Genomic DNA, 24,244 nt, shown 5'->3' on the forward strand with positions numbered 1-24,244 from the left:
TCGTCATGATCCGCCGGCGGTGTGGAGGCCCGAAGCCATGTATTCGGCTTCTCTCCCGCCACCGGCCCCAATCGATGTATTCGATTATATATCACGAAGAAAAGAATGAGGCCAGCGCGCTGCGCGGGCGAGGTGGTGTGACAGGAATGGCGCGAGGGTCCGGGTCCGGCCCGGCATGACGCCGTCGACCGCCCGATACATGATCGCTCTGGATCAATCGCGCCCCGGATCAACGAGACTTGGCGTTCCTGTCTCGTTCGGTGCTTTTTTTCGGGTGCCGGATATCGTTTCGCAGCGCCTCAAGCTCCTTGTGGACCGCGCTGGCGGCGTCGCGTTCGATCTTGCGATAGCGGGCGACCAGCGACACTCCGAACGGGGTGAGGACCGCGCCGCCGCCGTTCTTGCCGCCGGTCTGCCGCGCGACCGCCGCCTGCCGGCAGATGCGATTTATTTCATCGACGAGATCCCACGCGCGCTTGTAGGACATGTCCATGGCGCGTCCGGCGGCCGAAATCGAGCCGCAGGTCTGTATGCTCTCGAGCAGCTCAATTTTACCCGGTCCGATGCGGCCCTTGGGATCGAGATCGATCCGTAAACTCAGTGAGGGAAGTGATCTGTTGGACGAAGCCTGCATTTCATGCTCGGTGTTTCACGATCCAAGCCATCTGGAAACCGGACTATACATCATTCGACGGTGAACGTCAGCTTTCTATTGATCTTATCCGCCGCCGTGATGCTCCGGAACGCTCGCTGTCGGCAAGGTCGCGCACCAGGGTTTCGATACGATCGAGGTTATGCACGTGCAGGTCCCGCTTCGCGTTCGGAAGCTCGATTCCTTCCTTACGGAAGCGCTTGAGAATTTCGAGCCTCACCTCGTTGGCGGCGCCTGCGTCGATGCCGATGTGAGCGACGTGAAAGAACACCGAGAATTCCAGCGCGTCGGGGCCGAAATTATTGAGAATTGCGAACGGTTCAGGTGACTTCAGGGCGCGCGGGTGGCGCGAGACGATGTCGAGCAGGATTGCAAGAACCTTGTCCGGGTCCGCATTGCTGGAGGTGCTGACCGCCACGGACAGACGGGCCGAATAGCTGCCATGCATCCAGTTGACCACCTGACCGCTGATCAGTTCCGCGTTTGGCACGATCACCGAGACGTTATCATAGGTGGCGATCTCGGTGGCGCGGACGTTGATGCGCTTCACGACGCCCATGCGGGTGCCGACCTCGATGCGGTCTCCGACCTTGATCGGTCGCTCCACAAGCAGAATCAGGCCGGAGACGAAGTTGTTGATGATGGATTGCAGTCCGAAGCCGATGCCGACCGACAGCGCGCCGGCCACGATAGCGACGTTCTGCAAGTTAAGTCCGACATATGACAGCGCGATCAGGGTGGCTAGAATAACCCCCGCATAGCCAGCCCCGGTGCCGATCGAACTGCGAACGCCGACATCGAGATTCGTTTCCGGGAGGAAACGCTCCTCCAGCCATCGCTTGAGCGCGCGCGTGGCGACGACGCCGATGGTGAGCACCGCAAGCGCGCCGAGAATCTGGGACGGCGAAATGGTGATGTTGCCGATTTGAAAGCTGAAGAACGCCGACGACATCGAGGTGACGACGTCGTCGGAGCGAATTCCCCACGTTGTGAGGATGAAGAAGGCTGTAAGTCCGATCAGGGACAGCTGGATGAGGCCGCCGAGCACCGCGGCGATCTGGCGGACCGCGCCGCTCCCCAGGCCAGCGGTTTGCCGCAGAAAACGGCCGATCGCGCCATTGAAGGCGAACGTCGTATTGACGAGAACCGCCGAGAACCGGCTCAGGAGGATGAAACTCATGAGCGCGACGACCATCACCACCATTTCGATCGTGATGAAGCGGCCTAACGCGACATATCCTGCGAGGGGTCCGATAACGGCGGCCATGGCCATCACCCAGCCGACCGGAATCAGCAGGCGCCACGCGGATCTTTGGGCGGAGGAAGGGGCGGCGGATTCCTCCTCGGCTTCGGTGGCGGCCGCAACGCGCAGCGCGCCCATGAAGAGAAGCGCTTTCGTGATCGCAAGAGTCGCCTGGCTCGCGATCGTAAGCTCGATTGGCGGGGCGATCGCCAGACTGAGCGCGTCGAGAACGATGCCGACCGCGGTGACCATGGCGAGCAGCACCGAGTAGGAGATCAGGCCGTCGGCCGCGGCATTGTCCAGTTCGATCAGGCGCCATGATGGGCGGCCGGGTGCGAGGACCGCGCTGGTCAGCCGGATAAAAAAGAACCCGAAGGTGATGCCGAGAAACAGGGCCCGAACGATCGGCGTCACGTCGCCTGGAAGAACCTCGAGCGTCAGGAGCGCCTGGTAAAGCACCAGCAGCGCGACGGCCGTCAGCGCGGTGTCGGTGAAGACGATCGCGGCCGCGGAACCCGTCTTCCGCAGCGCGCTGGGATTGGCGATCTCGGGATCCCTCGTCGTCCATCGTGACCACCAGCGCCTGCCCGGTGACAGGAAGAATCCGAGCACGACGATGGCGGCGATAACAAAGCCGGACGCGGCGCGAAGCGGCTGTGACGACAGCACGCGCCCCCACTTGGCGAGCAGGTCGACCAGGCGGCCGGCGGCAATCGGAGCCGCGTTCGCGGCCGTGAGCCAGAACGTGGGATTGACGAGGCTTGCGGAGCGCTGCAGCACGGATTCATTGAATACCGCGCGCCGCCGATCGGAGATCGCGTCGATCGTCTGCTGGGCTCGCACGTTGATGAGCTTGGCCTGCTGGATGACGCCTTGCCTTGCGGCGATCTCGGCCAACAGCTTGGCCCGTTCGAGCTTGACGTCGTCGGGCTGTGGAGCGGTGGCCTCGGGGCTCGGCGCTAGTTCGGCGGCGCGCGCGCTGGCCGCCTCGAGGCGGGGCGTGATTCTCGATACCAGTTCGCGTGCTTCGCGCTGCGCGGTCGCGGATCGATCCCGAAGATCGTTCAGCACGGTGTCGTGAATCACTCGGGCGCGCAGCATCGCCTCGACCTGATCGAGCGTCTGCTTCCACTCATCGAGTTTCGACTGTGCTCGCGGAAACTCCGGCGCGGGGACAGACGGCAGATCCTCAGCGGGAGCAGGAGGCGCGGCGGGTGCGGCGGCCGGGCTTGCCGGCTTGCCGTTCCCGGCTGCCGGCGCCGTCGCAGTTGCTGCTGAAGCGGCATTCAGTGGCAGCCAGGATAAAAAGATGATGAAGAAAATGGCCGCGCGGATTGTCTTCATGCTCTTTGCCTATCGAAACCGCAGAGGATTGACGATGCAGCATTCCAGAACGGAATGGCGGAGCGGGCCGTAACGGCTTTCCGGTGCTGTCCGACCGTGTAATGCGCGTGAAAGCGCACAGTTCATTTTCGGGGTACAATAGGTAGAAATCCGCCTATTGTGTGTAGGATGGTTCAGTCGCCGCTGACTCTAGCGAAATGATCCGGTATCCGGCCTCTCGTCAATGCTTGTCGGGGCAGGTCGGCGGCCAGGTTAAAGGCGAATGCCGGCCGCAGCCTTCAGGCCAATCCGTCAGGCCAATCCGTCGCGGCCGGTCGGGGTGTCGCCGTCGGCTCATATCGGCACATTCTGTCTATATGATTGATAAAATTATCATATTTCATTGAGTGATCCACCTCACGGTTTCTCCCGGCTCAATGGCTCAGGGTAGCGCATCGAAACCGGCCCGCAAGTTTACGGCCAGCCCGAGGAGCCTCACGATGACCGCCATTCACGCTGAAACTGCCCGTCAAGTCTCCGCGATCCTGGCGGTCGCGGCCATTCTGACCACGCTGGCCAGCCCGAGCTTTGCTTTCACGGCTGAAGCGCAACGACAGTGCACCGGCGACGCATTTCGCCTGTGCAGCTCCGAGATCCCGAATATCGGCCGGATCACCGCCTGCATGGTCAAAAACCGCTCCAGCCTCAGCTCGGGCTGCCGTGTCGAACTCGACAAAGGGCTATCCGCACGAACTCACAGGGTCGCCGCGCAGTAGAACGGCTGAATTTATCAGGTGTCATCTGTTGTTGCTCCCCCTTTTGCTCCCTTGTAGTTAGGGAGGTGCGCCTCACAACGTCCGCTGTATGGGCGAAGTCGGCCAGCCTAATTTCAGGGGATTGTCGAATGGCAGGTAACGATCCTGGCGCGCCTGCAAATCCGGCAGAGTCCGACGCAGGCGATCATGCCTACGCAGCCGTGATGGCGCGGGCGAGGGCGCTGGTGCCGGAGCTACGTGATCGGGCTGCCAGAAGCGAGGAGTTGCGGCGTCTGCCGCCGGAGACCGAGAAGGAATTTCATGACGCCGGATTATTCAAGATCCTGCAGCCGAGGCGGGTCGGCGGCCTTGAACTCGACTACGTTGCTCTGGTTGACCTTGCCGAGGCGATTGCCGTCGCCGACGCATCCGCGGCCTGGACGCTGGCCAACCTTGCGAGTCATCACTGGATGCTCGGCATGTTCGACCGTCGGGCCCAGGACGCCGTCTGGGCGAAAGATCCAAATGCTTTGATCGCGTCGTCCTTCGTGTTTCCTTCCGGTCGCGCCACCAAGGTCGAGGGTGGGTATCGCTTGCAGGGGCGCTGGCCGTTCTCCTCGGGAGTGGACTGCTGCACGTGGAACATGCTCGCCGGGCACGTTTCATCCGATGATGAAGCAGATGGCATCGAGTACAGGATTTTCCTGGTCCCTCGCGAGCGCTATCGGATCATCGATATGTGGAACGCCGCGGGCCTGAAAGGAACGGGCTCGAACGACGTTGCAGCCGACGACCTCTTCGTCGAGGAGGCGATGACCCTGTCGGTCGCGGATATCGCCGGAGGTCCGTCACCCGGCAGCGCCGTCAATCCGAATCCGCTTTATGCGCTGCCGGTCTTCGCGCTGTTTCCGTTCGTGCTGTCCGGGGTGGCGCTCGGCAACGCCCAGGGGTGTCTCAATGACTACATCGAGATCGCGCGGCACCGCGCAACCACTTTCAACCGCGCCAGGCTCGGCGATCTCCAGTCCACGCAGATCAAGATCGCCGAAGCGTCCGCGAAGATCGACGCCGCTCGCCTGGTCATGCGCTCGATCTGCATCAGGGCGATTTCCGATGCGAAACGCGGGCTTGTCCCCGACATGGCGGTGAAAACCGGGTGGCGGCGCGATGGCGCTTATGCCGTGACCTTGTGCACGGAAGCGGTGTCGTTGCTGTTTGCGTCAAGCGGCGCGCGCGGATTGTTCGCCGCCGCTCCGCTGCAGCGCCAGTTCCGCGATGCGGTCGCGATCAACTCCCATATCGCATTCAGCTTCGATGCTGCGGGCACGGATTACGGCCGGGTCGCCCTCGGGCTGCCGTCGCAGAATCTGACGTTGTGAGGCGTCTGATGACTGACGGTTCTGAACTTCCCGACACGCCGGATCCGGCTCGTGAACTGGCGAGCGGGGAGTCGACTCTCGATCCGCGCGACTTCCGCAATGCGCTCGGAACCTATGCGACGGGCGTCACCATCATCACGGCTGTCGACGAGGAAGGAACGCCGCACGGGTTAACGTGCAACTCGTTCGCGTCGGTCTCGCTGAATCCGCCGCTGGTGCTGTGGAGCCTCGTGATCTATTCGCGGAACATGAGCGTCTTTCAAAACGCCAGCCATTTCGCCGTCAATGTGCTCGGGGCTTCACAACAAGGGCTCGCGACCAAATTCGCGCAGCCGTCGAGCCGGAAGTTCGAGGGGGTCGGCTGGAAACCGGGTCTCGGCGGCGCTCCGCTTCTGGCGGGCAGCGTTGCGAGCTTTGAATGTCGAGCCGTCGATCGTTATTACGGCGGAGATCACGTCATCTTCCTCGGCGCCGTGGAAGCCTATAGCTACAACCGGGACGAGGCGCTGTTGTTTTCCCGCGGCAAGTATGGCCGCTTCGTCGGCGAATGACGGCCTGCTGGCCCTGATGCGCAAGCAGCCTGAATTCCGGCGATGTCTCGCAAGCCGGCATGTCGGATGCCCTTGCCGCGGCGCTTCCAGCCCGACTTTCCTCCACCTCCGGGGCGGGTTCGCCACCGCCCGCATCCTGCCGCGATTGAATGTTTGGGAGCACGATGGCCGATCCGATTCTGATTGTTGGAGTACCCCTCGATTTCATCTTCTTTGCGTTCATCCTGCTCGGCATTGCGCTGTTCCACCGGCATACGCTTCCGATCGCGCTGACCGGTCTCGCTGTGATCATCGCTTACAAGACAGGCTTCACGGGGTTCAAGTCCGGCGCGGGATTGAACGGCTTCGCCCACCACATGGCGCACGAGTGGGTCACGCTGGCCAACCTGTTCCTGCTTCTGATGGGATTTGCCCTGCTGTCGCGGCACTTCGAGGAGAGCCGGATTCCCGACGCGATGCCAGCCCTGTTGCCCGATGACTGGAAAGGTGGCGTCGTCCTTCTCGTCATCGTTTTCATTCTGTCGAGCTTCCTCGACAATATCGCAGGCGCGCTGATCGGAGGAACGGTGGCGCGCCACGTCTTTCGGGGGAAAGTGCATATCGGTTATCTGGCTGCGATCGTCGCGGCCTCCAATGCGGGTGGCGCCGGAAGCGTGGTCGGCGATACGACGACGACGATGATGTGGATCGACGGCGTCAGTCCGCTCAGCGTGCTGGAGGCGTATATAGCGGCCATCGTGGCGCTCGCGATCTTCGCGGTGCCGGCCGCGATGCGGCAGCATCGCTTTTCACCGATCGTGAAGGATCCGCGGCGCGGTGTGCGTGTGGACGGCGCGCGAGTCTTCGTCGTTGCGGTCATCCTCATCGCGGCGCTGGCGGCGAATGTGACCGCCAATCTGAAATTCCCGGCGCTGCTCGATACGCTTCCCGTGCTCGGGCTCGCCGTCTGGGCGGCGATTTTGCTGACGGCCTTCTTGCGAAGGCCGGACTGGAAGGTGATGCCCGAAACGTTCAAAGGCACGGTCTTTCTTCTGGCGCTCGTGACCGCCGCCTCCATGATGCCGGTCGAGACACTGCCGGCGGCATCGTGGCAGACGACGCTCGGCCTTGGCTTTGTTTCCTCGGTCTTCGATAACATCCCGCTCACCGAGCTGGCTCTCAAGCAGGGCGGCTATGATTGGGGATTTCTCGCCTATGCCGTCGGCTTCGGCGGATCGATGATCTGGTTCGGCTCTTCGGCGGGCGTGGCGCTTTCGAACATGTATCCCGAGGCGAAATCCGTGGGACTTTGGGTCAGGAACGGCTGGACTATCGCGGTCGCCTATGTTGTCGGCTTTTTCGTGATGCTGGCCATCCTCGGCTGGCATCCCGACGCGCCTCATTGAAGGCGTATCAGATCGGCAGCGTTGCGTAGCGCATGCGGCGCGTTTCACCAGTCCGGGTTAAGCCGGTTTTCCGGCCGGGAACATCCTAAAATTTCCGCAATGATGTTCAAGGTAACGATTTTGCAAGTCATTGAAAGTTACCGATTAGTTCAACGTGTACTGGAGTTATTAACGTGAGCGACCATTCGTCTGATCGGACTGCCGGTGAGCGCGATAACAAACTCCCTGAGATGGGGGGCAAGCCGTCGCGCGGCGAGCCTCCGAAACTTGCGCCGGAGCAGGAGTTGTCCGCCCCGTCGCCCGACGACAACAAGCCGGTAGCAGATCAGGTTGACCTCGCGATCGAAGCTGAAACCGAAGCGGAGGCTCCGGCGATCAAGGCGCTTCGGGGCGAGGCTGAGGCTCCTGCGGTGGAAATCTCTCCGGTCGAGCCCGAGGTTGAAGTCGAACATTCCAGGTCTGGCCTGCCGCGAGAACTCGGCAAGGCCATGGTCGTGACGCCGTTCCATGAAAGGGCCTGGGATCATGAGGCCGGTGATCACGGCCCGGCGGCAGCCGATGGCGCGCGGACATCGAGCCGGTTCGGCAAAAGGCGTTTCGCCGCCGTTGCGGCGATGGCGGCATTGGCCGCGATCACCGGTGCGATCGGCGGCTCGCTTGCCACCTCCGCCCTTCGCCACGGCATTGCGGATCAACAGTCGTCAGCGGTTGCGGACCGCACCCAGGCGCTGGAAGCCACGATCAAGCAACTCGAATCAGAAATCGCCTCGTTGAAGACAGGCGTCGATCGCTCGGCCAGGAATGATGCAAGCCGGTTCGCCAAGGTCAACGATCGCCTGGACAAGATCGAGAAGGCGCAGGCTGACTCGGCGGCCAGGCTGACGAAGCTCCATGAGACGCTGGACAAGCCGCATTCGGCTGCGGCGCCGGCAGCACCACCCGCGCCAGCGGCGGTGACCGCTGCGGCGAACGTGACAGGCTCGATTCCAGTTGCGGAGCCGGTGCCGCTGCCGTCGCCCAAGCCGGGCATCGCGCGTCTTCCGACGGTCCAGGGCTGGGTCCTGCACGACGTCATGGACGGCATCGCCTTGATTGAAGGCCGTAGCGGTGTCTTCGAGGTTCGCTCCGGCGATCCGGTGCCGGGACTCGGCCGCGTTGACGCCATCCGCAAGCAGGACGGTCGCTGGGTCGTCGTGACCAGCCGAGGCCTGATTGGAGCACGCTGACGCGATCTCCACGTCTTGCGAGCGGTCTGTCGCTTCAGACCTGACGAGCGGGCTCTGAGGTGGGATGAGAGGGCAGCGAGGCGTTGTATCGGAGACGTCTGTGGCGAGATGCGGCATTTGGTTCAATGCCGTGTCTTCGAACTGTTCTTGCAAGATGTAACGCGGTCATAGCCGTGTAGCTTTAACAGGGCGGTGGTCCGCTACGCGCGCGCCGGGTGAGGAATCCGGGGGCGGGATTTCATTGACCATATCGCTATATATGCGTCAATATGTAGCTACGTTCCTTACCTTTACTCCCGGTATCGATATATTCTAAGGAATATATCGTATTCTCCGGGGGTGATTATGATATTGTCAATGAATTGCATGAGCAGGGGCGCGCTCCTGTCGTCGGTCGCGATTTTTGCGATGACGGCCGGTGCGGAGGCGCAGGATCGCGACCAGAGTCGTGACAGTGTTTATCAACTTGGCGAGATCTATGTTTCCGGCGGAGGGCGCAGCGGCAGCGGGAGCGGAGGTGGCGTCGGCGGCTCGACGGTGACGCGCGAGCAAACATGGACCTTCGAAAAGCAGACGCTCGATCAAGCCGTGAACCTCGTGCCTGGCGTCAACGGCACGCAGTCGGCCAATGGCCAGCGTAACGAGACCGACATTTTCGTGCGCGGTTTCGGTCGCTGGCAAGTCCCGCTGATGATCGATGGCGTGCGCGTCTATCTTCCCGCCGACAACCGGCTGGATTTCAGCCGCTTCCTCACCGGCGACATCGCCGAAATCCAGATTCAGAAGGGGTATGCCTCGGTGCTCGACGGGCCGGGCGGGATGGGCGGGGCCATCAACCTGGTGTCGATTAAACCGGTCAAGGCGTTCGAGTCTGAACTCAACGCCGGTACGATGTTCGACAATCGGGGAGCATTCCAGGGCTGGAACAGCTATGCGAGAGTCGGATCGCGCCAGGAGAAATTCTACGTTCAGGGCAGCGTCAACCAGCTCGACCAGGATTTCTGGTCGCTGTCGCGCGGCTATTCGCCATATCCGGCGCAAGGCCCTTACGCCGGCTCGCTCGAGGATGGCGGACGGCGCAACGGTTCGGATACCCGCGACTGGCGAATTAACCTCAAGGCAGGCTACACGCCGAACGAAACCGACGAATACAGCATCAACTATATCAAGCAGTCCGGCGCCAAGGGCGCGCCGCTGAACGTCTACAACAATCCGCCGTCGAGCCAGAACAGCTTCTGGCTGTGGCCGAAATGGGATGTCGAGAACCTGTCCTTCCTGTCGAACACCCAGCTCGGCGACGCCTCCTACGTCAGGACCAAGCTTTACTACAACACGTTCTACAATCTGCTTTCGGCGTATGACGACATCACCTACTCGTCGCAGTCGAATAACGGCCGCTTCAATAGCTATTATGACGACAGCGCGCGTGGCGGCTCGGTCGAGGCCGGCACCGAGTTGATCCCGATGAACACGCTGAAGACGGCGTTCCATTATCGACAGGATTTCCACGCCGAGTGGAATCACAACCGGCCGACCCATCCGACGATGGCTATGCTCGAACCGAGGCAGAACCAGGCGCAGACGACCTGGTCGATCGCCGGGGAAGATACCTTCCACGTCACTCCCGACTTCGATCTGGTGGCGGGCATCAGCTACGACAAATATTCGATCAACAGAGCCGAGGAGTGGGACAGCGGCGGCGGGTTCATCTATGAATATCCGAAGGGGGGCTCCGATGCCCTGAACTGGCAGACGGCGGCGATCTGGCGCTACAACGAGACCGGCCAGGTTCATTTCAGCGTATCCGACCGTACGCGTTTTCCCACCATCTTCGAGCTTTACAGCCAGCGTTTCGGTACCGCGATTCCGAATCCCAATCTCGGTCCCGAGCGCGCCACCAACTACGAACTTGGCTGGAAGGGTCAGATCGCTTCTAACGTGAAGGGAACGGCGGCGATCTTCTACAGCGACGTGCGCGACCTGATACAGGCGGTTCGCGTCAGCCCGACTCAGTCGCAAACGCAGAATATCAATCAAGGACACTTCTACGGATTTGAGGCATCGTTCGAAGCGCAACTCTCCGCGCAGTTCATGATCGGCGGCAACTACACTTTTATAGAGCGAAACGTCAGCGACGTATCCGTGCCCGGATTCCAGCCGGTCGGCGTGCCGACCCAGAAGGCGTTCCTCTATGCAACGTGGCGGCCAATCGAGCCGCTTGCGATCACGCCAAATCTCGAGGTCACGAGCGACCGCTGGAGCGACGTCCTTGTCGGCACGCAGGGACCGAACGCGCCGATCCGCGCCGCGTTTCCTGATCTCTATATCCGCACCGGGGCCTATACGCTCGCCAACATCAACGTGAACTACAAGTTCACTGAGAATGTTGAGGTGGCGGGCGGTGTAAGGAACCTGCTCGACCAGAACTACGAGCTTGCGTGGGGATTACCGCAGCCGGGACGCACCTTCTACCTGAAGGCGCGTGCCAGATTTTAGCTTATAAGACCCCAGTGCGGTGGTCACGGCGAGGAGATGCACGTCCGCCCTCCGGCGTGCATCTCCCAACGCGCTGCGCTGATTGTGTCTGCCTGAATGTGCTTCCTCTGATGTGCGGTTGCTGCGCGGACAGATACGTTATATTCATAAGAATATAGATTGGGTCATGGGACGGGGAGGAGTTCATGCGCGGGAAGAAGATGTCATGGGGTCCGGTGCTGGGTGCGCTGGCCGTCGCCATTGTCGCAGTGGGATCGTCCGAAGCGCAGGAGGCCGCCCAACCTGCCTGCACGGCGCCGGTCGCGCCGACGGGCGAACTGGCGCCCTGGACCGCGCCATCCCCGTTGCAGGCGGCCGGCAGCGAGGCGGGCATTTCAAGCCTGCCGGTCGGCCGGGCCGTACGCCTGACTTTGCTGCAGACGCCTGAGGTGCGTTATCCGCTGCGTCCCGAGAAGCCGGGCGGCTCTGTCAGCCATGGCGGTCTTGTACGGATCGATGTGCGCGAAGCCGGCACCTACCGGGTGGCGCTTGATTCCGCCGCCTGGATCGACGTCGTGCGTGACAAGCAGGCGTTGCGATCGACTGCGCACGGACATGGGCCGAACTGCACCGGGATCCGCAAGATGGTGGATTACTCTCTCACGCCAGGTCCTTACATCCTGCAGATATCGGCCAATGGCCAGCCGCAGATGACGGTCTTGCTCGCGCGCGTGCCCTGATCCCGTGCAGGTCCGGCGTTTCTCGCGTCCGTTGCTGTCAGCCGGGCTGCTGCTGATCATATCGTCGCCAGCCGGGCTGCCGATGGGAGAAGCCTCGACATGGCGGTGGACGCTGCCGGCCGGCGTTTCGGCTCCGCCTGTTCCGGCCGACAATCCCATGACCGCCGCCAAGGTCGAGCTCGGGAGGCGTCTGTTCTACGACGCCGATCTGTCGGTTGACGGCACCATGTCCTGCGCCACCTGCCACGTGCAGAAGCACGCTTTCGCCGATAGCACCCGAACCCGTCCCGGCGTGACGGATGAGCCGGGGCGACGCAACGTTCCCGGTCTGGCAAATGTCGCATGGTTCACGCCGCTGAACTTCGCGGACCCGGCAGCGACGACGCTTGAGATGCAGGCGGCGACCCCGGTATTCGGCACTCATCCGGTCGAGATGGGCATGGCGGGGCGTGAAGCCGAGATCGGCAGGCGGTTCGGACGCGATAGTTGCTACCAGACGATGTTCGCCCGCGCCTTTCCCGAAGATGGCGGTCGCATCGACTTTTCCAATGTGGCGCGCGCACTGGCGAGCTTCGAACGCACGCTGATCTCCCATGGCAGCGCCTGGGACCGGCAGCGGCTTGGTCCCGAAGCACAAGCTGGTTCCGCGCTGTTCGCCCGCGATTGCGCGAGCTGTCATTCAGGGTCGAACTTCACGGATTTGACCATGCACCGTCTCGGCCCGGCCGATCCCGCGCTGGCCGATCAGGGGCTGTTCGAAAAGACGGGGATCGATGCCGATCGCGGCAAGTTTCGTACGCCCTCGCTGCGCAACATCGCGCTGACCGGCCCCTGGTGGCACGATGGATCGGCGTGGACGCTCGATGAGGCTATCGCCAGGCACGGGCTGACGCACGGCGCGGCCGATGTGGCGCAGCTGATCGCTTTCCTTGGGGCTCTATCTGACACCGAGTTCACCCAGCGCAAATCGCTCGCCATGCCTGAAGATGCCTGCGGCAAGCGCCTGTGAATATAGCGTTTTCGAGCGAAGTGGAATCCGGTTCGCGTGAAGAAAACGCGTCAAATCAAGAAGCTGGAGTCTTTCATCGCTTCCACGAAACGGTGAAAGGCTCTAGCCGCGCGCGAATGATCCGCGCCGTTGATCGCCGTGATCAGTGATGATCGCCGGCCGCGCTTTATGATGAGTTCTTGCTGCCACGCCGCGGCGGCTGAGGATTGTTTTCGGGATTCGTGTCGTACTTGGATATTCGCGTAATGAGCCCGCCAGCGGCGAGCGGTTGCAGATCGGACTCCAGACTGTCGGCGATCTCCTTGGCATAGACCTCCTGGTCATCCACATAGAGCGTGAAGGATTTCAGATATTTTTCCTTCTTCGCCGGATCCTCGATCGTCGCCTTAGTCCACTGGTATAGCGGATAGCCATCGACGCCGCGCTCTTCCGCCGTGGTGACGTACTCCGAAAAGGCGTCGAACTGCGATTTCGGCACGGCGCGGTGTCTGGCGAGGATCTCGAAGAGACGTGTCAGCGCCGGGTCTTGCGCCTTTCTTCGTATCGATTCCGAGATCGCCGCATCGACGACATCGAATCGAACCTGATACTGCCATTGAGGAACCATGTGCTTCCACGCTCCCTGATCGAGCCCTCGCCATAAAGCCTAATGTTCGCTCCTCGTGATGTCCAGCAGCCGATCCACCTGCGATCGATCCACGCGGCCGTTGAAGAGGTTCAGCGCCCGACCTTGCTTTTTCGGAACGGAGGAACGACTTTAAGCGCATGAGCCAGCTTGCAGAGAAGTCGTGTGTCACGCCCGCGGATGCGGCCGCGCCCATTCCGTTCGACAACACCTATGCGCGGATGCCCGAGGCGTTCTATGAGCGCGTGAAACCGGCGGCGGTGGCGGCGCCGAGGCTCCTGCGCGTGAACGACGCGCTGGCTCGCCAGTTGCGCATCGATCCGGCGTTCCTCAAGAGCCCCCAAGGCGTTGCTGTTCTTTCCGGCAATGAGATCGCGCCTGGATCTGACCCCATCGCGCAGGCTTACGCGGGGCACCAGTTCGGAAGCTTCGTGCCTCAGCTCGGCGACGGCCGGGCCATCCTGCTCGGTGAGGTCGTGGACGCTGCGGGCAAAAGATTCGACATCCAGCTCAAAGGCTCTGGCAGGACCCGGTTCTCCCGACGCGGCGATGGCCGCGCCGCGATCGGTCCCGTGATCCGCGAATACATCGTCAGCGAGGCCATGGCCGCGCTCGGCATTCCGACGACGCGCTCGCTCGCCGTGGTGTTGACCGGCGAACAGGTCATGCGTGAGCGCGTACTGCCGGGCGGCATCCTGACCCGTGTTGCGTCGAGCCACCTGCGTGTCGGCACGTTTCAGTATTTCGCCGCGCGTGGCGACGTCGAAAACCTTCGCGCTCTGGCCGATTATGCCATCGCCCGGCACTACCCGGATGTATGCTCGGCCGGGGACCCGTATCTGGCTTTCTTCGACGCGGTCGTCGCAACGCTGGCCCGGCTGTCGGCACGATGGATGCTTGTCGGTTTCATCCATGGCGTTCTGAACACCGACAACACCGCGATCGCGGGCGAGACGATCGATTACGGGCCGTGCGCGTTCATCGACGCCTATCGGCCTGACAAGGTTTTCAGTTCGATCGATCAGTTCGGACGCTATGCGTTTGAAAACCAGCCCGCCGCCGTGGCATGGAATCTGGCGCGGTTCGCCGAGGCCTTGCTGCCGCTGATAGCGGATGGCGGCGCCAAGGCGATTGAATGCGCGAATGCCTCGATCGCCGCCTTCGATGATCACTTCAATGCCGCGTATCTCTCGGGCATGCGCCGGAAGCTTGGCCTTGTCCGCGAGATGGAAGGCGATCTCGAACTCGCGTCCGACCTCCTGACCCGGATGTCGGAGAATGGAGCGGACTTCACGTTGACGTTCCGCGCTCTGTGCGGGGCCGCCGACGATACGAAAGGCGATGCGGAGGTGAGGGGGCTATTCGCAGACCCGTCCGCTTTCGACCAATGGACTGAACGGTGGCGGCAGCGCCTGTCGCTTGAAGGGCAGTCGGCGGAGGTGAGACGCACCGACATGCTCTCCGTCAACCCGATGTTCATTCCGCGCAATCATCGCATCGAGGCTGCCATTCGCGACGCGGAAGCAGGACGCTTCGAGACGTTCCACGAACTTGTCGAAGTGCTGTCGCATCCCTTCGATGACCAGCCGAAGTTTGCCGGCTATGCGAAGCCGCCCCGGCCGGAAGAGGAAGTCCGGCAGACTTTCTGCGGGACATAGCGGGCGGGCCTCGTACAGGAATCGCGCCTCAATTCCTGTCGGCGCGACTTGTTCAAGTCGGCACGTCGCGATCACTCAGCCGCTGGAACTCCCGCCACGTTCAAAAGTTGAAAGAGACTTTCTCCCACCGCACGGCAGCCCTCGTGGATTCGGGTCAACGTATCGGCGACCTCTTTGATAGCATCAATCGGCGGCGGACATACGGATGACCCTTGATCGATCGGACCAGCCTGACCGCAAGCCGATCCCGCGCGCCACCTACCGGTTGCAACTTAACAAGGACTTCGGCTTCGACCAGGCCGCGGCGCTTGCGCCTTATCTCGCCAGGCTAGGAATAAGCCATGTCTATTGCTCGCCCTATCTGCGGGCACGCCCCGGCAGCACCCATGGCTACGACATCGTCAGCCACACCGAGCTGAATCCGGAGTTGGGCGACACCGCGGCCTTCGAGCGGATGGTTGCCGCGTTCCGGACGAACGGTCTCGGCCAGATTCTTGATTTCGTCCCGAACCACATGGGGGTGGGCGGCGCGGACAACCCGTGGTGGCTGGACGTGCTCGAATGGGGACCGGATTCGCAATTCGCGGGCTGGTTCGATATCGACTGGGAGTCGGATCGCCGTTACCTGCTAGGCAAGCTGCTTGTGCCGTTTCTGGGCGATCAGTACGGCGCCGAGTTGCAGTCGGGCGCGCTCCGCCTGAGGTTCGATGCCGAAGCCGGATCCCTCGCCGTATGGGCATATGAAACCCACAAGCTGCCCATTAGCCCGCTTCATTACGAACGCATTCTCGGCGATCGTCATCCGGACCTTGAACGCATCGGCGATGCGTTTGCCCATCTCTCGACATGGCGGCCGCATATCGACCGCCGGGCTGCCGATCTCAAACTGGAACTGGCCGAGTCCGTTCGGTGCAATCCCGATCTGGCGGTCGCGATCGAGGCCGCGGTGGACCGGTTCAACGGCGAGGCTGGCGACCTGCAAAGCTGGTCGAAGCTGGACGCGCTGATCCGCGACCAGCACTGGCGCGCGGCCCACTTCCGCGTCGCGGCCGACGACATCAACTACCGGCGTTTCTTCAACATCAATGACCTGGCCGGGGTCCGGATGGAGTTGCCCCAGCTTTTCGACCACGCGCATTCGCTGGTGTTCCGGTTGCTCGAGCAGGGCGTGCTCGACGGAATCCGGCTGGACCACGTCGACGGACTTCTCGATCCGAAGGGATACTTTTCACGCCTGCGGGAGAAGGCCCCGCGTCCATTTTATCTCGTTGTCGAGAAGATCCTCGCCTCTCATGAAAACCTTCGGGATGACTGGGATGTCGAGGGGACGACCGGTTACGAGTTCACGAACCTTGTGACCGGTCTTCTGAACGACCCCGCAGGTCAGGAGAATCTCACTCGCCTCTACGCCGACTTCACCGGTGAGCGGGCGTCGTTCAGCGACATCGTCCGCGATTCGAAAATGCGGATCATGGAAAACGAGATGGCGAGCGAACTGAACGTGCTGGCCAGGGAGGCGGCGCGGGTGGCGCGCTCGAACCCGCGGACCGCCGATTTCACCAACAACGTCCTGCAGCGGGCGCTGAAGGAAATCATCGCGGTCTTCCCCGTCTACCGCACCTATGTTGACGGGTGCGGCGCGCCGACCCCTGCCGACCGCCGCGATATTGATTGGGCCATGGCGCAGGCCCGCCGCAATGGCGCCGCCCTGGACCCCAGCGTTTTCGATTTCCTCCACCAGCTACTGACCTGCGACCTCGTCGCCGGGCCGCGCAGCGGCTTCAGCCGGGTGGAGGTGGTCCGTGTCGCCATGCGCGCACAGCAATACAGCGGCCCCGTGATGGCCAAGGGGCTCGAGGATACCGCCTTCTATCGCTACAACCGGATGCTGGCGCTGAACGAGGTCGGCGGCCACCCCGACCAGTTCAGCGTAAGCATATCCGCCTTTCATCATGCCAACGCGCAGCGGGCGAAACGAACGCCGCATGCCATGCTGAGCACCGCCACGCACGACACCAAGCGCGGCGAGGATACGCGCGCGCGGCTGGCGGTGCTGTCGGAGATACCGGACGACTGGGCTCAGCACGTTGCGCTGTGGAGCCGGATGCTGCGGGCGCGCAACGCAGGAAATGCCGACGAAGTGCCGCCCGATCGCAATGACGAATATGCGTTCTATCAACTCCTGCTTGGGGTATGGCCGGCCCGACTCTCGGCGGGCCAGCTTGATCCGGGGGAAGTGGACGCATTTCGCCAGCGGATCGAAGGCGCCATGACGAAAGCCATGCGCGAAGCCAAGGTCCATACGACCTGGGCCGCGCCAAACGCCGCATACGAAGACGCCGTGCTGGAGTTCATTGGCTATGCGCTGGACACCTCGCGCACCAATCCCTTCCTTGAGTCCTTTTCTGCGTTTCAGCAGCGCGTGGCCACCCTTGGCGCTTTGAACAGTCTCATTCAGGTTGTGCTGAAACTCACGGCGCCCGGCGTGCCGGATATCTATCAGGGCACGGAGCTCTGGGACTTCAGCATGGTCGATCCGGATAATCGTCGCGCCGTCGATTACGACACCCGGAGAACATCACTGGCATCCCTGGAATCCGGCGAGGGTGATCTTGCGGAGCTTCTTGAAAACTGGCGTGACGGCCGTTTGAAACTCCGCCTCATTGCCGAGACGTTGGCGCTGCGCCGGCGCGAACCCGAACTGTTCGTGGACGGCTCCTATGAAGCGCTCCCTGCCACAGGGCCGCAGGCCGACCGTCTCTGCGCATTCATGCGCGCGGGCGAACATAGCGCGCTGGTGACCGCGGTAGCTCTGTACCCGTCCCGTGGGCATCAGGCTGAGACGTGGGGTGACTGCAACCTCGCTCTGCCGTCCGAGGCCGCTCCGCAGCGATGGACTGAACTGTTCAGCGGACGTGAACTCACGCTTTCGCAAGGATCGCTTCTGGCCCGCGACCTGTTCGCCAGCCTCCCTGTGGCGCTGCTTACGCCTTCCGCCTCGGATTCCACCAGAAGCGGAAAGGCTCTGGCGGCGGAGCCCGTGATAGTCTAAGAAACCATTACAGTAATAGAAGCCGAAGCCATCCCCACGAATAGACATCAGCCCTATCAGTCTTGAACGGAAGGCGCCGCGACAGCGGCTCTCCTTTCTTGTCCGTTGTGAACTCCTCGCTTTCCTCAACAACAACGAACCCACGCGGTACTCGCTTATCATGCCTATTTTCAGCTACTTCATCACAGATCTGGCCGAGCGCAAATCGAAACCCATCAAGGTCCCCCTGCAAAACCACGAGGAGGCCGTGATGTACGGGACCCTTCTGGCTCGCGAGATGCTGGGTGATACGCCCGAACTCCCTGATAACGGGATGTGCATCACCATTCTTAACGACGAGGGCGAAACCGTTTCCATCCTGCCTTTTGGTTCCGTGAACTGACCACACCATGAAAGTCCTGGGCGTTCGTTCATCGAACGTCAGGATCGTTTGACAGCGGATGGCATGCCGATGCGCCGAGAGCATAACCGCATGTTCTTTTCGTAAGCCGCCGCTTCTCGATCTCCCGCTTGCATTGATGTGTTGCGGGTCGGTTTATTAAAACAGTTCCAGAGTCTTTCACCGTTTCATGGAAACGGTGAAAGACTCTTTTTATGTTTTGAAGCGTTTCCTTTACGCGAACCGGATTCACTTCGCTCGAAAACGCTATAAAATTATCTTGAGTCTGTTCCGAGAACGCGGACGGCTGGGAGCCGGCACGGGCCAATGGTTGTCGATCGTGCCGGCCTGAGGCGTGATCATCTTTTCCTTTGCGGTGGCAGTTTCCGCCGCTGCGCGGTCGAGGAGCGTGATCCGTGTCGCTCGCCTCATCGTGGATACCAACGCCGGAGGCGGGTTGCCGCCACAAAAAAAAGCGGCGATGGGCCTTTCAATTGCACCGTCTTGAGACGCTCCGCATCGACATGATTCCTTCCGTGCCGGATTTCGATTGACGGGAATTGAAGGAATGGATCAAGCTGTTCGGGCAGGACGAGCCTGCCGGGTGAGGGCGTCGATAAGAAAGCTGATCGTCGACAGCGCGACCGCATGACGAAAGGAAGCCCCAATGGCCACCACCTCGGAACTTGAGCAACTCCTGATGCAGCGTTCGCTGACCGACGCGCAGCTTCTGGCTGCCGCGGACGCTTCGGCGAATTTTCGAATCCTGCCTGACGCGACGGTCCTCAAGATCGGCGGACAGAGCGTGATCGACCGCGGCCGCGCCGCGGTCTATCCGCTCGTGGATGAGATCGTCGCCGCCCGCAAGGACCACAAGCTGCTGATCGGCACGGGCGCAGGCACCAGGGCCCGGCATCTTTACTCGATCTCGGCCGGGCTCGGCTTGCCGGCTGGTGTGCTCTCGCAACTCGGAGCATCGGTGGCCAGCCAGAACGCGATAATGCTGGGGCAGCTTCTCGCCAAGCACGGAATATCAGCGGTCGACGGCGCCGGTCTCTCGGCTGTACCGTTATATCTGTCCGAAGTTAACGTGGTCATCTTCAGCGGCATGCCGCCTTACGGCCTGTGGATGCGTCCCGACTCCGAGGGCGTCATCCCGCCGTACCGCACGGATGCGGGATGTTTTCTGATTGCCGAACAGTTTGGATGCAAGGCGATGATCTTCGTGAAGGACGAAGACGGCCTTTACACCGCCAATCCCAAGACCTCGAAGGGCGCCACCCTGATTCCAAAGATATCGGTCGCCGAAATGAAGGCGAAGGGCTTGCAGGACTCGATCCTCGAATTCCGGATGCTCGACCTGCTTGAGTCGGCGCGCAATGTCCGCGAGGTGCAGGTTGTGAATGGCCTCGTCCCCGGCAACCTGACCCGCGCGCTCTCCGGCGAGCACGTTGGAACCATTATCACCGCGAGCTGAAGGGAGGTCACGATGGCCGACACCAACGACAAGATCAAGCACGTCGCTTCGCCGCTCGCGCGCCAGACGCTGCTCGACGGAGCGCTTACCGCTCCCGTCGCCGGCAAGCGGCCGATCCGGTTGCTGCCGTGGCTGCAGGTGGTGAAGATCGGTGGCCGCTCCATCATGGATCGCGGCCGGGACGCAATTCTTCCGATCGTGGACGAGATCCGGAAACTCCTGCCCGAGCATCGCCTGCTCATTTTGACCGGCGCGGGAATCCGCGCGCGGCATGTCTACGGCGTCGGCCTCGATCTCGGCCTTCCGGTCGGCTCGCTTGCGCCGCTTGCCGCGAGCGAGGCGGGGCAGAATGGTCACATTCTCGGGGCGTTGCTCGCCCCCGACGGCGTTTCCTATATCGAGCATCCGACCATCGCGAGCCAGTTGGCGATTCACCTTTCGGCGGCCCGCGCGGTGGTGGGAAGCGCGTTCCCTCCCTATCACCATCACGAGTTTCCGGGCTCCCGTATTCCTCCGCACCGGGCGGATACCGGCGCGTTTCTGCTCGCCGACGCGCTCGGCGCGGCCGGTGTCACCATCGTGGAGGACGTGGACGGGGTGTATACGGCGGACCCCAGCGGTCCCGACGGAAAGAAAGCGGAATTGCTTCGCGAGACCAGCGCCGCCGATCTCGCAAAGTTCAAGGGTACGTTGCCGATCGATACCGCCTTGGTCGAGGTCATGGCGACGGCTCGTCACATCGAGCGCGTGCAGGTCGTGAACGGGCTTGTGCCGGGACGGCTGACCGCCGCGCTACGCGGCGAGCATGTCGGAACGATCATTCATACCGGTGCGCATCAGGGCTGAGCCAAACTCCCGTCATATACCGGAGAACCCAGCGGTTCTCCGGTCGTCGATCGCGCGGGAGCCGCTCACGCATCTGGGCCTCGGATATGGCTCAGCCTTCAGCCATGCGATCGCCGGATTCCACCAGGCGATACTGACTTTCGCTGAAGCTTCCAAAGGTGGCGAGGACGATCGATTTGATCGAAGCCTCGGCCTTCAGGAGCATCTCCTCAAATTCTCCCTCGGGCGTGGATTCCGCGACCACGCCGCCTCCCACGCCGATGGAGAGCCGCCCATCAGCCAGTACGATGGATCGGATCACGATGCTTAGATCAGCAGCGCCGTCGTCGCCGAGCCAGCCAAGTGAGCCGGAATAGATGCCTCGGGCGCGCTGCTCCAACTGATCGATAAGTTCCACAGTGCGGAATTTCGGCGCTCCCGTCATTGATCCGCCCGGAAACGCGCCGCCGCGCAGCACATCGATGAGCGTATGCCCCGGCTTCAGAACGCCGCGTATCGTACTCACCAGTTGGTGGACGGTCTGATATGTTTCGACGTCAAACAGGCGCGAGACTGATACGGTTCCGGTCTCGCAACAGCGCGACAGATCGTGGCGCAGGAGATCGACGATCATTCCGTTCTCGGCCCGGTTCTTCCGATCGGCCCGCAGCATTTCGGCCAGCTTCTTGTCCTCCACCGGATCGGTGGCGCGCCGGATCGTTCCCTTGATCGGCTTTGCTTCGATGTTGCCCTCGGTATCGACCGCAAGGAATCGCTCCGGCGAGGCGCTGAGGATGGCTCCGCCGGGCCATTTGATGAAAGCAGCAAACGGGGCGGGATTGACGCTCCTCATTGCGCGATAAACCCGCAGCGGTTCGACCGTGGCAGAGCAGGACAACTCGCTGGTCAAACAGACCTGATAAGTCTCCCCTTGCGCGATCAGGTCGAGACAACGGGTGACCTTGGAAAGATAGTCCGATCTTCCATCCTTCATGAGGAACGAGAGTGGGTTAGGGTCGATCGCGTCGGGAGAATTCATGGGCGGGCGTCTCGCCGATTCGATCCGCTTGAGCGTGGAGCGAATCCAGTGCTGCGCGCGAGCGGCTTCCTCAGGACTGTCGATCGCGCATAGGTAACTTGTCCCATCACGATGGTTGACGGCGATGAACCTGTCCGGGCGGATCCATAAGGCGTCGGGTGTTGCAGCCCGCCGCGTGGTCGGCGAACCGCAATCATGTCGTAGCTCGTAACTAAACCATCCGACATGACCGCCAGCGAAAGGACAGGGCGGCGCCGATTGCGGCCGGCCCAGTTGCTCCCTTTGAAGGTACTCGAATAGATCGGCGTTCTCTGTTCGGCGGCCGTGAGCATCCTCGATAATGATCTGCCGGTCGATGCTGCGATACTGCGCCGTCGCCGCATGGGGTCCTGATGCGTCTCCCATGTATGACCATTGCGGCAGCGGGGATCCGGCAAGATTGCTGTCGAGCCAGAAGGCGAAGGGCTGATCAGCAAAGAGTGAACAGAAAACCGCCTCGGTGTCGATCGCGCGCGGGATCTCGAACCAGAATGCTTTGCGGGCCGTCGCAACAGGCGGCGCGGCGCGCCGCTTGTTCGTCCGTGGTGGCGGCGGTGTTGAGGTTCTTCCTGTGAAGCGTAACGAAAGATCGCGAAAGTTTCGTAGCAGGACCTTGCCGCCCTCGGTGAGAAATGATTCCGGATGAAATTGAACGCCCCATTGCGGGCGGCCGTGACGGGCGATGCCCATGATGAGGCCATCCTCGGTCCAGGCGATTTCCTCAAGAGTGGAGGGAAGGGGGCGCTGGACTACAAAAGAGTGATAGCGGGCCGCGTTGAACCAGGGCGGCATGTTGGCGAAAAGGCCGGATCCCTGATGCGCAATTCTGGATGTGTGCCCGTGGATGAGCGAGGGAGCCCGCGCCAACGACGCGCCTGCCGCGAGGGCGAGACCCTGATGTCCTAAACACACGCCAAGCAAGGGAGCAGTGGCCGATTCGATCGCAGCCTTCGATAAGCCGAAATCCGCTGCCCGGTCGGGTCGTCCCGGACCAGGCGAGATAACGATATTATCGAATCGTTCTCCGGAGAGCTCGTCCCATGACAAGGCATCGTTGCGGACGACCAGGGGATCTTCCTGGTTTATATCTGCGATCAAGTGCACCAAGTTGTAGGTGAATGAATCGTAGTTGTCGATTATCAGCGTCCTCACCACATGACCTCGGCATGCATTGGTTCCCGCCCGAAGGGATGGCGGGAATTGATCGATCGGAAATGATCGCAGGAAGAGTCAAGTACGATACATTTATCCCCGAAGTCTCGCATTCGCTACAGACGTCGAGCTCCTGAGAGCCTCATATATCGCGTATATAGCGCTTCCGCCTTTGCAATGAACCATTGTGTCGTTGGGAAGACCGATCAGGTACGAAAGGACACCACGCGCGCTGGAGCGCTACCAGGTTTGGAGCTTTGAGATCGGCTTGATTTTCGATATCATGGTGCTGCGGCGGATGTTTGGATTGAGGAGAGAACTGCATGTTCAAGGACATCATTCTTCATCTGGAGCGCGACCCCTCGCGGGATATCGCCCGAGATTTCGGCGTCTCGATAGCCGAAGCTTTCTCCGCCCACTTGACGGCGCTGATATTTAACTTCGAGGCGAATATTCCCGCGGATGCTCTTGGCGATCTCTTTGCCGAGAGTGAGGCAGAGGCGCGCGGCGCAATTGAGCGTTTTGAGCTGGCTACGAAACTCGGCGCTCTCTCGGCTGAACCGCGTCTTGTTTCAGGAACACCTAAGACGTTCTCGGAAATAGCGCGCTGTTTTGATCTCAGTATCGTCATGCAGTCCGATGATCATAAGGGCATCAACAATAGCATTCTTATCGAAACGACGCTGTTTGATTCCGGCCGGCCGCTCATTATCGTTCCCAGCACTCAGCGGGAAACTCTGAAGCTCGAAAAAGTCGTGTGCTGTTGGGATGGAAGCCGCACTGCTGCGCGCGCCATCAATGATGCGCTGCCGTTTCTGAAAAAAGCCAGCGCTGTCGAGTTGCTCATTGTTGAAGATGAGAAGACCGCGAATGAGAAGGTTCATGGGACTGAAATCGGACGGCATCTCGCTCGACATGATATCAAGGTTGGGGTGGAAACGATACCAGCGGCTGATATGGACATTGCGAATGCGATTCTATCGCATGTTGCGGGCAGTCCGACGAGTCTGCTTGTCATGGGTGGCTATGGACACTCTCGCCTGCGTGAGTTTGTATTCGGGGGAGCCACGCGCGGAATGCTCTCGGCGATGACCGTTCCCGTTTTCATGTCGCATTGAAGTGGGATGGCGATGCTGAAAGGATCATTGCGCTAAAGCGCCTTCAATTACCGGTCCGCTAGAATATCCGCGAGTTCCTTTTGCCTGTCAGTAAGGTTGCGGTTGGCCCTCAATCACCAGTCCGCTAGAATACAAGTCGGAT

18 protein-coding genes are annotated in these 24,244 nt (G+C 61.5%); 14 read left to right on the forward strand and 4 right to left on the reverse strand.

Annotated elements, in window-relative coordinates; all coding sequences use genetic code 11:
- Positions 1-229 precede the first annotated feature (229 nt).
- Both NWI_RS04845 and NWI_RS04850 read right to left on the reverse strand, forming a co-directional pair.
- Positions 230-634 carry a winged helix-turn-helix domain-containing protein gene (locus NWI_RS04845; protein WP_011314237.1) on the reverse strand — a complete coding sequence of 135 codons (405 nt, stop codon included), beginning with the start codon at positions 632-634 and terminating at the stop codon, positions 230-232.
- 67 nt (positions 635-701) lie between these two features.
- Complete coding sequence (locus NWI_RS04850; protein ID WP_011314238.1) at positions 702-3,239, reverse strand: DUF3772 domain-containing protein; 2,538 nt, start codon at positions 3,237-3,239, stop codon at positions 702-704.
- A 479-nt stretch (positions 3,240-3,718) separates the two neighbouring features.
- Here NWI_RS04850 and NWI_RS04855 point away from each other — a divergent pair, with 479 nt between their 5' ends.
- The 8 genes from NWI_RS04855 (at position 3,719) to NWI_RS04890 (ending at position 12,738) form a co-directional block, all read left to right on the forward strand.
- Positions 3,719-3,994: a hypothetical protein gene (locus NWI_RS04855; RefSeq protein WP_011314239.1), complete on the forward strand. Its 276-nt coding sequence runs from the start codon at positions 3,719-3,721 to the stop codon at positions 3,992-3,994.
- Between the two features lie 128 nt (positions 3,995-4,122).
- Positions 4,123-5,352, forward strand: a complete 1,230-nt coding sequence (locus NWI_RS04860; protein ID WP_011314240.1) for an acyl-CoA dehydrogenase family protein — start codon at positions 4,123-4,125, stop codon at positions 5,350-5,352.
- 8 nt (positions 5,353-5,360) lie between these two features.
- Positions 5,361-5,903, forward strand: coding sequence for a flavin reductase family protein (locus tag NWI_RS04865; RefSeq protein ID WP_011314241.1), 543 nt, complete (start codon positions 5,361-5,363; stop codon positions 5,901-5,903).
- 164 nt (positions 5,904-6,067) lie between these two features.
- Positions 6,068-7,288 (forward strand): citrate transporter, encoded by a 1,221-nt coding sequence (locus NWI_RS04870; protein ID WP_011314242.1) that lies wholly within the window; start codon positions 6,068-6,070, stop codon positions 7,286-7,288.
- Between the two features lie 173 nt (positions 7,289-7,461).
- A complete protein-coding gene (locus NWI_RS04875; protein ID WP_011314243.1) occupies positions 7,462-8,514 on the forward strand; it encodes a hypothetical protein in 1,053 nt (350 codons plus the stop codon).
- A gap of 366 nt (positions 8,515-8,880) precedes the next feature.
- Positions 8,881-11,010 (forward strand): TonB-dependent receptor plug domain-containing protein, encoded by a 2,130-nt coding sequence (locus NWI_RS04880; protein ID WP_244374985.1) that lies wholly within the window; start codon positions 8,881-8,883, stop codon positions 11,008-11,010.
- Between the two features lie 185 nt (positions 11,011-11,195).
- A complete protein-coding gene (locus NWI_RS04885) occupies positions 11,196-11,729 on the forward strand; it encodes a hypothetical protein (RefSeq protein ID WP_011314245.1) in 534 nt (177 codons plus the stop codon).
- 4 nt (positions 11,730-11,733) lie between these two features.
- Positions 11,734-12,738, forward strand: a complete 1,005-nt coding sequence (locus tag NWI_RS04890; protein ID WP_041344796.1) for a cytochrome-c peroxidase — start codon at positions 11,734-11,736, stop codon at positions 12,736-12,738.
- A gap of 166 nt (positions 12,739-12,904) precedes the next feature.
- On the opposite strand, the gene NWI_RS04895 is transcribed toward NWI_RS04890, so the two are convergent.
- Entirely contained in the window at positions 12,905-13,345 is a 441-nt protein-coding gene (locus NWI_RS04895) for a hypothetical protein (protein ID WP_011314247.1), read from the reverse strand.
- A 158-nt stretch (positions 13,346-13,503) separates the two neighbouring features.
- Between NWI_RS04895 and NWI_RS04900 the strand changes: the two genes are divergently transcribed.
- From NWI_RS04900 to NWI_RS04920, 5 genes are all read left to right on the forward strand, one after another.
- Positions 13,504-15,021, forward strand: coding sequence for a protein adenylyltransferase SelO (locus NWI_RS04900; protein WP_011314248.1), 1,518 nt, complete (start codon positions 13,504-13,506; stop codon positions 15,019-15,021).
- Positions 15,022-15,226: 205 nt separating this feature from the next.
- Positions 15,227-18,073 carry a malto-oligosyltrehalose synthase gene (gene treY / locus NWI_RS04905; protein WP_011314249.1) on the forward strand — a complete coding sequence of 949 codons (2,847 nt, stop codon included), beginning with the start codon at positions 15,227-15,229 and terminating at the stop codon, positions 18,071-18,073.
- A gap of 160 nt (positions 18,074-18,233) precedes the next feature.
- Complete coding sequence (locus tag NWI_RS04910) at positions 18,234-18,455, forward strand: hypothetical protein (RefSeq protein ID WP_011314250.1); 222 nt, start codon at positions 18,234-18,236, stop codon at positions 18,453-18,455.
- 664 nt (positions 18,456-19,119) lie between these two features.
- Entirely contained in the window at positions 19,120-19,929 is an 810-nt protein-coding gene (locus NWI_RS04915) for a uridine monophosphate kinase (RefSeq protein WP_011314252.1), read from the forward strand.
- Positions 19,930-19,941: 12 nt separating this feature from the next.
- Complete coding sequence (locus NWI_RS04920; RefSeq protein WP_011314253.1) at positions 19,942-20,775, forward strand: molybdenum storage protein subunit alpha; 834 nt, start codon at positions 19,942-19,944, stop codon at positions 20,773-20,775.
- 91 nt (positions 20,776-20,866) lie between these two features.
- Here the strand turns inward: NWI_RS04920 and pabB are convergent, their stop codons facing one another.
- Positions 20,867-22,984 (reverse strand): aminodeoxychorismate synthase component I, encoded by a 2,118-nt coding sequence (gene pabB / locus NWI_RS04925; protein WP_011314254.1) that lies wholly within the window; start codon positions 22,982-22,984, stop codon positions 20,867-20,869.
- A gap of 323 nt (positions 22,985-23,307) precedes the next feature.
- Here pabB and NWI_RS04930 point away from each other — a divergent pair, with 323 nt between their 5' ends.
- Entirely contained in the window at positions 23,308-24,102 is a 795-nt protein-coding gene (locus tag NWI_RS04930; RefSeq protein ID WP_011314255.1) for a universal stress protein, read from the forward strand.
- Positions 24,103-24,244: the final 142 nt, after the last annotated feature.

This window comes from Nitrobacter winogradskyi Nb-255 (assembly GCF_000012725.1).
GTDB lineage: Bacteria > Pseudomonadota > Alphaproteobacteria > Rhizobiales > Xanthobacteraceae > Nitrobacter > Nitrobacter winogradskyi.

Coding starts and splice junctions, on each gene's coding strand:
- NWI_RS04880 (WP_244374985.1), top strand. CDS start 8,881: ATGAGCAGGGGCGCGCTCCTGTCGTCGGTCGCGATTTTTGCGATGACG.
- NWI_RS04885 (WP_011314245.1), top strand. CDS start 11,196: ATGCGCGGGAAGAAGATGTCATGGGGTCCGGTGCTGGGTGCGCTGGCC.
- NWI_RS04895 (WP_011314247.1), bottom strand. CDS start 13,345: ATGGTTCCTCAATGGCAGTATCAGGTTCGATTCGATGTCGTCGATGCG.
- NWI_RS04860 (WP_011314240.1), top strand. CDS start 4,123: ATGGCAGGTAACGATCCTGGCGCGCCTGCAAATCCGGCAGAGTCCGAC.
- NWI_RS04915 (WP_011314252.1), top strand. CDS start 19,120: ATGGCCACCACCTCGGAACTTGAGCAACTCCTGATGCAGCGTTCGCTG.
- NWI_RS04850 (WP_011314238.1), bottom strand. CDS start 3,239: ATGAAGACAATCCGCGCGGCCATTTTCTTCATCATCTTTTTATCCTGG.
- NWI_RS04930 (WP_011314255.1), top strand. CDS start 23,308: ATGTTCAAGGACATCATTCTTCATCTGGAGCGCGACCCCTCGCGGGAT.
- NWI_RS04855 (WP_011314239.1), top strand. CDS start 3,719: ATGACCGCCATTCACGCTGAAACTGCCCGTCAAGTCTCCGCGATCCTG.
- NWI_RS04865 (WP_011314241.1), top strand. CDS start 5,361: ATGACTGACGGTTCTGAACTTCCCGACACGCCGGATCCGGCTCGTGAA.
- NWI_RS04920 (WP_011314253.1), top strand. CDS start 19,942: ATGGCCGACACCAACGACAAGATCAAGCACGTCGCTTCGCCGCTCGCG.
- NWI_RS04845 (WP_011314237.1), bottom strand. CDS start 634: ATGCAGGCTTCGTCCAACAGATCACTTCCCTCACTGAGTTTACGGATC.
- treY (WP_011314249.1), top strand. CDS start 15,227: ATGACCCTTGATCGATCGGACCAGCCTGACCGCAAGCCGATCCCGCGC.
- NWI_RS04910 (WP_011314250.1), top strand. CDS start 18,234: ATGCCTATTTTCAGCTACTTCATCACAGATCTGGCCGAGCGCAAATCG.
- NWI_RS04870 (WP_011314242.1), top strand. CDS start 6,068: ATGGCCGATCCGATTCTGATTGTTGGAGTACCCCTCGATTTCATCTTC.
- NWI_RS04900 (WP_011314248.1), top strand. CDS start 13,504: ATGAGCCAGCTTGCAGAGAAGTCGTGTGTCACGCCCGCGGATGCGGCC.